This window comes from Microcoleus sp. PH2017_08_TRC_O_A (assembly GCF_020738665.1).
Lineage (GTDB): Bacteria > Cyanobacteriota > Cyanobacteriia > Cyanobacteriales > Microcoleaceae > Microcoleus.
On record NZ_JAEQCE010000141.1, the window covers coordinates 1 to 9,038 of the forward strand.

Here is a 9,038-nt window from a genome sequence, read left to right on the forward strand (position 1 = left end):
GATGTTTAATCTCCGGCGACATAGCTACAAGCTGGAAAGCACTCGTAGGTGTCGTGACCTTACTAACGTAGCCTAGTTAAAGACTTAGACTGGCTATCTTGTCCACTTTTGTCCAGTGTTTAGCGGATAGCACTAGGTACGTAGTTGCGCTTCAGCGCTCTTAATATATATATGAAAGAGCGCTGAAGCGCAACTACGTACCTGTATCTAAAAAACTTTTCCTACCCCCTTGACACTTCTGTAGTATGTATGTAGTATAGACATATGGAAAGCGCAGGAGAGCCAAAAACCTGCATTTTCCGTACCAAATCTGAACCTTGACAACTAAATAGCGTTCGAGATTTCAAGGAACATCAATTTGAAAGTCTTGCAATAGAGACTTAATTGTTATGTTGTTACTTTTCACGAGACTGTTCAGTTACAGACTGACTCGATCTGAGTCAGATATTGTACCAAAACAGCCGAATTTCAACGAATCTGGGGCGGATTCAGAACAACACAGTTGCGATCGAGCGCGATCGGCAAAAAAGACTGAAGAAATCCGCCATCTCAAACAAGCTTACCATTTAGAGCGGCGTTTGTTTATGTAAAAATTGTCGTGTGGGCGCAGATGCGAATGCTGGCAATTTTTACCGACTAACGCCACAACTAAACAGCAGAAAAGCTACTAATCCAAAATCTAAAATCTAAAATCTAAAATCGCTTAAGGAGGTAACAGTTATGGTTCACATTCGTTTTGAAGGACGTTCCTATGATGTGGCAGAAAACCAACTGGGTATCACGGTAGGAATGAGCGACAAAACAATTCAGGAACGTCTAGCCAATCATTTTGATGTCAAGAGCGATCGCTTCGAGTCTTACGTGCTAGATCGCCGTCCCAGCGGTGATTTAATTGTCCGCCCAGAGGCGGTTTACGGATAGGAATTTACTTTTATTCCGCGCCCCAATTCGAGAAGCCTACAAACATTAGGGTTCTAGTTCTGAAAAGATTGCGGGTTCAAGTCCCGCTGAAGGCTTCGGCTTTTATGGTGAAATGGTAAACACGCTAGAAGTTGTCAAAAGCTTTTCAAACTTGCGCGGTATAAAAAATTATCAATTGTCGAGGCGCACCCCAACTAAAGAAGCTTACAAACTGGCGAACGTTCGACTAAAAATCGAATAGTAGGTTCAATTCCTAAAAAACAAAGCTTCTCTGACTCGTGCGCCGCCTCTAATACCTGAAGTTTTTATATCTGTCACGCGGTTAAAAGTTCCACTTCGCGCCCTCACAAAGGAAGCTTACATACTCGCTCTTGGTAGAGCATTTCTCTTTAAAGAAAAGTTGCAGGTTCAACTCCTGCGTATGAACAACGGCTTTCTTGACTTGCGCGAGGTGACTTTTACTATCACAACACTTTGATTCAACTTTCTTCATGAAAAAGGTTTGTAGTGATGACTTTAGTCCGCAGAAAAGAAGGACTGAAGTCCTCACTACAAACCTTATGGAAAACAAGGGAAACTATCCGCTCTTGAATCTTCAGTTCCGCGCCCTAACATAGGAAGCGCATACACACGATACCACCGATTAGTCACAGGTTCAAATCCTGTCAGTCTCGTTTAAGAGGCTGTAGCTCAGGGGTAGAGCAATCGGTCTGTTAAACCGCTTTTTAAACTTGCGCGGAACTTCCAATTTTTGAACAACTCAATTCCTTGTTACAAACGAAACACTTCGCGCCCTAACTGATGAAGCTTACACACTTTAGTAAATATAACTGCCCTAAGGTACTGATATTCGAGCGATCGAATTAGGGAAGCATTCCGAGTCTCTAGTTCTAGATGAGGTTTGCGCGTCCACTGCTAGGTAAAACTGGTAAGAACGGCTGTGCTTAAAGCTTTTTTGACTTGCGCGAAGTGTTTTAAATTTGGTCACATTTTACATAAATTGCTCGCGGATGGCTAGAAACCGGGTTTATTGCCAGAAAGAATTGGTTTACACCCGGAACACTTGTAGGGAGAAATTAAAATCAGACTATTCATTAACTCTAATCCTCTTCTTTCTTTTGTCAACTGTCAACTGTCAACTGTCAACTGTCAACTGAATGAAGCATTTTTTTCGGTGTAGTCCGTAGATTAGGCAAACAAATCTGTTTCTTTGTCAAAAGTTCATCCATGACTAGGATAATTTAATTTACAATTGTTAATTGCTATGAGCGAACACCGATTAGATAGAATCGTCATCGAACGGCCTCGCGGTGGCTGGAGAGCTAGCTTAAAAAAAGTACCAGGAAACCGGAGACATCTGAAAGAAATTACTGAGGCAGCTTGCACTGATGGAATCTTTAACCCTTATCTACTCAAGCTGAAAAGAAAAAGCAAATATTTTTCTGATTGTCTGGGGCCTTTATCTCGCTGGCTGCGGAGCAAAATAGGACAAGATTGGGATGATATCTACCACGAATTGTGTCAAATTCTTGATATAACTACGCTGTCTGGAAAACATATTCTCTCCCATGTTTGGGGTTATGTGGAAAGAGATGTTGTGTTGGTTGATGGAATTGTTTGCGATCGCCGATATGGGCGTCAACTTGGTTCTAGGAGAGAGGAACTTTACGTTCATCCTGAGACGCGGATACTCTGCTTGGCAAACAAGGTACGAAAATTACCTCCGAAAAAGCCTGATGATTTTCTCAAGATCGATGATTACCATCATTATCAAAAGCTAGATGGCATTTGGTATCTTTTCGAGCTGGCCGATCGGGAAGAATTGGAGGTAATTCATCAATATTACTCCCGTGTCAAAACATGGAAGTATACTGCGAGCAAACGTCAGTGCAACAAGAAGCAAATTAAGTTCATCATGGAACAACTCAGTAAAAGTTAAAAGACATGAGTCGGCGGTTGAAACCGCTACTACACAAACGATGTCCGCCTCCGCGGACTAAGAAATTGATTGGGTATTAGCTATGAGCAATAAACTTGCAATTTACCGATCGCCCTACGAGATAGATACCCTCCTCCACGCCTTCCAAGAATGCAGCCTCCCGCGCAGCCAATGGACGCATGAAGCCCATTTAACCGTTGCTTTATGGTATTTTCTGTTTGGCGAATCGGACTCAGAGGCGATCGATGCAATTCGCAATGGCATCAAACGTTACAACTCTGCCAATGGCATTGAAAGCACGCCAAACAGCGGGTATCACGAAACGCTAACGCTATTTTGGGCGCAAACTGTGCGCGAGTATCTGGCAGATGAAGGCCGGAATCGCTCGATCGTACATTTAGCTAACGGTTTGATTGCAGAATATGCCGATCGCACTTTACCCTGGAACCACTACACCCGCGAGCACCTGATGTCTTGGGAAGCCCGGAATACTTGGGTTGAACCGGATTTAAGGGCGATCGAAATCCCAGAATTTTCCCTGAAATAGTTTTAAAATAGCAGTTGTTGCCGCGCCCCAATCCGAAGAGCTTACATACCAACCCTTCTAAGGTTAAAAAAACAAAGCTCCTCAAACTTGCGCGGTGACTACGATATTCATTGCCAAGCGTGCAACAACTGCCACCCGCAGATTTTTGGATATTCCTAATAATTGAAAATCCAAAATCGCCAATCCAAAACCACAACTGGAGGCAGCACCAATGAATACAGCAGAGCGCGATTTACGTTTAGAAATGCTTAACAGTCTGCTCACCACACCTCACCGCCAACTCGAAAAGGTGACAGAAATTCACAAGTTAATTATCGAATTAGATCCGATTTTTTACGGTCATTTAGCAGTGTGGTATCAACGTCACGGCGACGTGCGCGACCACAAGGAAGTTTTTGCCGGAAACTTGCTGACTTCGGCGCTGACAGAGCACCGAGACGCCGGGTTTATGATGTTGCAAGAGTTCCCGCCCTACGAGGTTTCGCGGATTGTGGACTTTATGAAGCAGCACCAGAATAAGCTGCCTCGCAGCGCGCGCACTGCTGTCACTCGCTATCTGCGATCGCGCGAAAAGAATGCCCAGTTTTTCGATCGCGCCGCCATCCGCAACCGCAAGGCGATGAAGCACTTATACGCGACTCTGCACGTCAAGCCGAGCGATCGAGCTAATGCTATTCTGTTTAAGGACAATCCGCCGGAAGACTCGCTGGCATTTGTTTTGAAGCAGTTAGCGAAGGCTGCGACTCCTGCGGAACAGGCGAATTTGATTGTTGAATACAAGATTCCCTATACGATCGCAGTTGGTGCGATCAAAATGCTCACGCCAACGGTGTTAGCAGCGCTGATTAATTCGATGTCGCCGCAGGAAGTCATCAACAACCTGAAATCAATTCAGTCTCGCGGCGCGATGGATCACCCGGAAGTCAAGCTGTTGATTGACTCGAAGTTGGATGAAGCCGCCAAGTGCGATCGGGTTTCTGCATACAAAGCCAGTGTTGCCGGTGCGGGCGCCAAGTTCGACGCAGCCACAACGGCGAAGCTGGAAGCGGTAACTAACGAACAGGTGAAGAAGCGCGGCAAGATTGTTAAAGCCACGGGTTTGTTGATTGACAAGTCGGGAAGTATGGAAAGTGCGATCGAAGTTGGCAAGCGTCTCGCTGCCATGATTTCGGGCATTTCCGAGGCTGCGCTGTTCGTCTACGCCTTTGACACGATGCCCTATCCAGTGCAAGCAAACGGCAGCGAATTGAGCGATTGGGAGCGCGCATTCAAGCACATTCGCGCAGGCGGCGGCACAAGTTGCGGTTGTGCGATCGAAGCAATGCGGATTAAGAAGCAGGTGGTTGAGCAATTCATTATGGTAACAGATGAAGGCGAAAACTCTGCACCTTATTTTGCAGATGCTTATCAGAAATACTGCCACACTTTGAGCGTAATTCCTGATGTGGTGATTGTGCGAGTTGGCGCTTACTGCGATTATGTTGAAAAACAATTGAAGGATAAGCAAGTGTCGGTGGAAACGTTTACATTTGCGGGTGATTATTACTCGCTGCCGAACTTGGTGCCGATGTTGTCTCGTCCTTCGCGGCTGGAGTTGTTGATGGAAATTCTGGATGTGGCTTTGCCTGTCAGGGATGATAAACAGTTGACAGTTGACAGTTGACAGTTGACAGTTGACAAAGGTCGTAGGAGGTTTTTTCTATGGGGATTTACACCCCACCCTAAAAACATTACACCGGGAGCATCTCAGTTTTGTAAAAAATATTTTTTCTTTGAGTGCGAGCGTCCCCGCTCGCGTATTGTACAATACGCGAGCGGGGACAGCACTATAAATACAAAACTGAGATGCTCCCCATGACACCAACCTGCGGGGGTTTTAAACCCATGAATTCTGATAAATGATATAATCGGGCATGGCTCGTCAAAGAAGTTTGGTTCTGGAAAAATCGTCACTTTGAAGTTTATCATCTGCGGGGAGACGAATATGAAAAAATCCACCAAAGCGAGTTATTGCCCAATTTAGATTTATCATTGCTGGCTGAGTATGTACAACGCCCCGATCCTCTTGAGGCGGTGTTGGAGTTTCGGGAACGAGTTAGATAAAATTTAGGCAGAAATTGAGATTGAATAATGTACGATCGCCTGCAAACTCTTTGGTTTATTCTAATTATTAGTTATCTCTGTGTTGCTTGTCAATCGCAAAAAAGCGTCAAGCCAATTTCTGTTCCAACTGTCCAGTTAAATCCCGCAACAGTGCCGGTAACTTCGCCGATAGTTCGTGAAGTGCTCGATAATGCGATCGCCCAAACTAAAATTACCAATTCTTACGATCCTGCTTATGTAGCGATTCCCTACCCTGGTGGCGATGTACCGATGACTACAGGTGTTTGCACCGATGTCATAATTCGCGCATTTCGGCAGGTAAAAGTGGATCTGCAACAAGAGGTACATGAAGATATGCGGCAGAACTTTGCAGCCTATCCAAAAGATTGGAATTTGACCAACACAGATCCGAATATCGATCATCGCCGAGTTCCTAATTTGATGGTATTTTTTGAACGAAAAGGTAAATCGTTACCTGTTACTCGCAATGCAGATAATTATCAACCGGGGGATGTAGTAACATGGGATTTAGGAGGAGGCGAGTCTCATATCGGGATAGTTAGCAACGTGCGATCGCCTTCGGGAAGATTTGCGATCGTTCACAATATCGGTGCAGGAACTAAATTGGAAGATGTCCTCTTCAATTGGAAGATTATCGGGCATTATCGATATTTTTGAGTAGCATCGAAAATCGATCGCACTTTACTCCCAAATATCTCCCTCAATCAATCTCCTCAAGCGGCAACTTTTTCTCGATTCTCAACTCTTCCCTAGTTTGTTCGATAATTTCCAGTAACTCAGGATTGGCGATGGATGAAACTAACTGCGAATCCGCAGCAGCCAAAGCAGCGCGCAGCTTGGGGGAAGTGAGTGTAGGATATTTCTCTAAAACTTGCTCTTCTGTCCATCCCGCCGCAAACAGCCCCAACAGGAATTCTACAGACAATCGAGTTTCTGGCGCTGGTGGTTGAATTGTTGAAGTTTTCGGGTTGGGATGAATGAGCTTTCGCCAGTCCATTGTTTTAGTTAAACGATTTGGGAAGACTTCGCCGATTATACTGCATTTGGGCACAGTATAAATACGGAGACTGTTAACTCACTCTGTAACTTGATACCGCAGCTCATTTCCCGATTTTGTAATTAAATTGTTATGGCGATCGCAGTGCGGCACTTTCTTATAGACTAGACTGGTAGGGTGTCGATCGGGCGATCGTCCTTTTTCGTTTTGTCAGTTTCAATAGCAAATCGCGTTAACGAAGCCCTAGAAGACGATCGCACTCCAATCTCCACCCACTGTGTAACCCACCGTGCAACTCACAGTACAACTACTTTAACTTCTTAAAACTATGGGAAAAAAGTCGAAAGCCAAAAAATCCCAGGTCAAAAAATCCACTTTACTGTCCCAGCGACTCCAAGAAGCCCTCGATCGAGGCTGTAAAGTTTGGATTAAAACAAATAATAGTAGTTTCGGCGGCATCCCGATTAATTTGTTCGGGGAGTTTGCAGAACTTTTGGTGATAGTTCCCCCTAACGAACACGGGGAAAATACCGATGCTTACGGACAAGTTACGTGGTTAATTCGACTTTCTGATATTATTGCACTCGCCTATCCTACTGAATACTGGTCTAAAGATAGATTAGAAAGTTTGCTGCCGCCGGATGCAGTTACCTCTGAAGTAGGAGATTAATTGGGTAAGGTGCGCTCCGGCGCACCCTACTGGTTTGTAGTGAGGACTTTAGTCCTTCTTTCTGCGGACTAAAGTCCTCACTAGAAACCATTTTTCTCGCGTAAATAAACGGACATAATATGGCTATTTTCTCAGCTATTTTACAAGAGAAAATATACACCACTCCGACAAAAATTCATCATTCAATTACTTGTTGCAAGCTGAAAGCTGAATTTTACAGTTGCCTCCTTCCAGTTCGCTGCAAGCAGCGAGAGCTTGAGCTTCTGCTGCTGCTTTATCGTCGCCCCAGCCCGCACCTGCTCCTCCTTTGCCTACTGAGATCGCTCCACAATTATTTGTATTAGAGGTCAGCGCTTGGCAATCGTTAGCCCCACCACTTTGTTGATTGCAGGCGGCTACTGCTGCATCTAGTGCTTCTTTCTCTGTACCATGATCCCAACTAATACCGGTGGCGTCAGAAGTCGGAGAATAAGCAGTAGCTCCATGAGTGTTCTGAGCTTTAGCTACTTGGGCAGAGCCAACAATAGGAAGTGTCAGACTTGTCACTACTACTAACTTAAAACAGAGTTTTTGCAGCATATTTACTTGATATTTTTACAACGTTAACTTTGAATACTTGCTCAATATTATATTCGGAATTCCCTTGATGTCAAGATTGTTAGTAAATGTTTATATTCTCTTAGTTTATATGCAGATCGTGTAAAAACAAGTAAAATTACCAGAAAGAATTGGTTGAAAGCCTCTCCCCGATAGGGAGAAATTAAAATCAGACTATTCATTACTCCAATCCTCTTCCTTCTAGGTAAAGGTCGCTCTTAAACTGTCAACTGTCAACTGTCAACTGTCAACTGTCAACTGTTGAAGGAGGTCACTTCCATGGCAAATATCCGCAAGATTATCAGCCAACTCGCGGCCCAAGAAGGGGAACTGCTCGATACTCAATTCCTGGCTCCTTGCGTTCGAGGGGGAAGGGTGCGGACAAAGATATGTGGCATGATTTATACTTTTCAATTGCAGCAGCGCAACTTTGAAGGATGGGCTATTTTGGAGGCAATTAATAATAAAATTGCTGCTGTAGTTGAGGAACCTAGTTTGCCACAAGTCGCCGAGTATTTGCAACTGCTTGTACCGATTCGCTTGCAATTAGCTCGCGTGCTACAAGGGCAAAGTTGGCTGGCCTATCCTGTTAACGAGTCTGATGCTAAACAGCGCGTGGGTTTTGCTAAACCTGTAGCAGTACATTTAGTGAGTGAAAGCTCCCAGTTCGAGCAGATTGTGGCGCGGTGGGACGGTAATTGTTTGTGGTTTGAAGAGATTGATCGGCGCGCCGATCCGCTGCTGTGTGAGGAGTTGAAAGATGCTTTGAAAAAGTTGATTTTGCCTCAAGAAGTTCGCTTTAAAGGAATGACGCCGGAAATGCGAATTGTTTACGAATTGGTGTGCCGAAATATTAAAGATTTCGCTCCGAAAGTGCGTGACGAACAGCGCTTGCAGCGGGCGTTGCAGATGGGGGGCGGCGAGTTGCGGGATTTTAGCGATCGCGCTGATTATTGGTTGGTTGAATGGACTAGCGCTAGTGGAGAACATCATAGTTCGGCGATCGCCAAAAATGACTTAACAGTTATGAGTTCTGGTATTTGTCTCAGTGGCTTGGACAAAGATTTCGACTTGCAGTCATTAGTCGGAGTAGTCGAAGATAGATAAGCTTTACAGCATTTAATTTGGGGTCATCTCAATGCCAGCGAATATATCCGTAGGGGCGAAGCATGACCGCAGAAAATAGGAGATTATAACTAATAACTTATATGCGGTCATGCTTCGCCCTCTTCAAAAACCAGAT

General features: G+C 44.7%; 10 protein-coding genes. 8 read left to right on the top strand and 2 right to left on the bottom strand.

Annotation, left to right across the window (positions count from 1 at the left end; all coding sequences use genetic code 11):
- The first annotated feature begins 389 nt into the window (after positions 1-389).
- The 6 genes from JGK22_RS31405 (at position 390) to JGK22_RS31430 (ending at position 6,188) form a co-directional block, all read left to right on the top strand.
- Entirely contained in the window at positions 390-590 is a 201-nt protein-coding gene (locus JGK22_RS31405) for a radical SAM protein (RefSeq protein ID WP_293185004.1), read from the top strand.
- Positions 591-720: 130 nt separating this feature from the next.
- A complete protein-coding gene (locus JGK22_RS31410) occupies positions 721-921 on the top strand; it encodes a hypothetical protein (protein WP_293185005.1) in 201 nt (66 codons plus the stop codon).
- 1,264 nt (positions 922-2,185) lie between these two features.
- Positions 2,186-2,860 (top strand): hypothetical protein, encoded by a 675-nt coding sequence (locus tag JGK22_RS31415; RefSeq protein WP_293185006.1) that lies wholly within the window; start codon positions 2,186-2,188, stop codon positions 2,858-2,860.
- An 82-nt stretch (positions 2,861-2,942) separates the two neighbouring features.
- Positions 2,943-3,407 (top strand): hypothetical protein, encoded by a 465-nt coding sequence (locus JGK22_RS31420; protein WP_293185007.1) that lies wholly within the window; start codon positions 2,943-2,945, stop codon positions 3,405-3,407.
- A gap of 211 nt (positions 3,408-3,618) precedes the next feature.
- On the top strand, positions 3,619-5,070 hold the full coding sequence (locus JGK22_RS31425) for a hypothetical protein (RefSeq protein WP_293275040.1): 1,452 nt from the start codon (positions 3,619-3,621) through the stop codon (positions 5,068-5,070).
- Positions 5,071-5,537: 467 nt separating this feature from the next.
- Positions 5,538-6,188, top strand: a complete 651-nt coding sequence (locus JGK22_RS31430) for a DUF1287 domain-containing protein (RefSeq protein ID WP_293212520.1) — start codon at positions 5,538-5,540, stop codon at positions 6,186-6,188.
- A gap of 43 nt (positions 6,189-6,231) precedes the next feature.
- On the opposite strand, the gene JGK22_RS31435 is transcribed toward JGK22_RS31430, so the two are convergent.
- A complete protein-coding gene (locus JGK22_RS31435) occupies positions 6,232-6,528 on the bottom strand; it encodes a DUF433 domain-containing protein (RefSeq protein WP_293185013.1) in 297 nt (98 codons plus the stop codon).
- Positions 6,529-6,856: 328 nt separating this feature from the next.
- Between JGK22_RS31435 and JGK22_RS31440 the strand changes: the two genes are divergently transcribed.
- The gene (locus tag JGK22_RS31440; protein ID WP_293185015.1) at positions 6,857-7,198 is read left to right on the top strand and encodes a hypothetical protein; all 342 of its coding nucleotides are present in this window, start codon (positions 6,857-6,859) and stop codon (positions 7,196-7,198) included.
- A 186-nt stretch (positions 7,199-7,384) separates the two neighbouring features.
- On the opposite strand, the gene JGK22_RS31445 is transcribed toward JGK22_RS31440, so the two are convergent.
- Positions 7,385-7,777 carry a DUF4189 domain-containing protein gene (locus JGK22_RS31445; protein WP_293185016.1) on the bottom strand — a complete coding sequence of 131 codons (393 nt, stop codon included), beginning with the start codon at positions 7,775-7,777 and terminating at the stop codon, positions 7,385-7,387.
- Positions 7,778-8,074: 297 nt separating this feature from the next.
- On the opposite strand from JGK22_RS31445, the gene JGK22_RS31450 reads away from it, so the two are divergent.
- Positions 8,075-8,902, top strand: coding sequence for a hypothetical protein (locus JGK22_RS31450; protein ID WP_293275042.1), 828 nt, complete (start codon positions 8,075-8,077; stop codon positions 8,900-8,902).
- The last annotated feature ends 136 nt before the right edge of the window (positions 8,903-9,038 follow it).

Bases quoted from the DNA above. Each gene is read 5' to 3' on its own strand.
- JGK22_RS31415 (WP_293185006.1), top strand. From the start codon at position 2,186: ATGAGCGAACACCGATTAGATAGAATCGTCATCGAACGGCCTCGCGGT.
- JGK22_RS31420 (WP_293185007.1), top strand. From the start codon at position 2,943: ATGAGCAATAAACTTGCAATTTACCGATCGCCCTACGAGATAGATACC.
- JGK22_RS31440 (WP_293185015.1), top strand. From the start codon at position 6,857: ATGGGAAAAAAGTCGAAAGCCAAAAAATCCCAGGTCAAAAAATCCACT.
- JGK22_RS31435 (WP_293185013.1), bottom strand. From the start codon at position 6,528: ATGGACTGGCGAAAGCTCATTCATCCCAACCCGAAAACTTCAACAATT.
- JGK22_RS31425 (WP_293275040.1), top strand. From the start codon at position 3,619: ATGAATACAGCAGAGCGCGATTTACGTTTAGAAATGCTTAACAGTCTG.
- JGK22_RS31450 (WP_293275042.1), top strand. From the start codon at position 8,075: ATGGCAAATATCCGCAAGATTATCAGCCAACTCGCGGCCCAAGAAGGG.
- JGK22_RS31430 (WP_293212520.1), top strand. From the start codon at position 5,538: ATGTACGATCGCCTGCAAACTCTTTGGTTTATTCTAATTATTAGTTAT.
- JGK22_RS31410 (WP_293185005.1), top strand. From the start codon at position 721: ATGGTTCACATTCGTTTTGAAGGACGTTCCTATGATGTGGCAGAAAAC.
- JGK22_RS31405 (WP_293185004.1), top strand. From the start codon at position 390: ATGTTGTTACTTTTCACGAGACTGTTCAGTTACAGACTGACTCGATCT.
- JGK22_RS31445 (WP_293185016.1), bottom strand. From the start codon at position 7,777: ATGCTGCAAAAACTCTGTTTTAAGTTAGTAGTAGTGACAAGTCTGACA.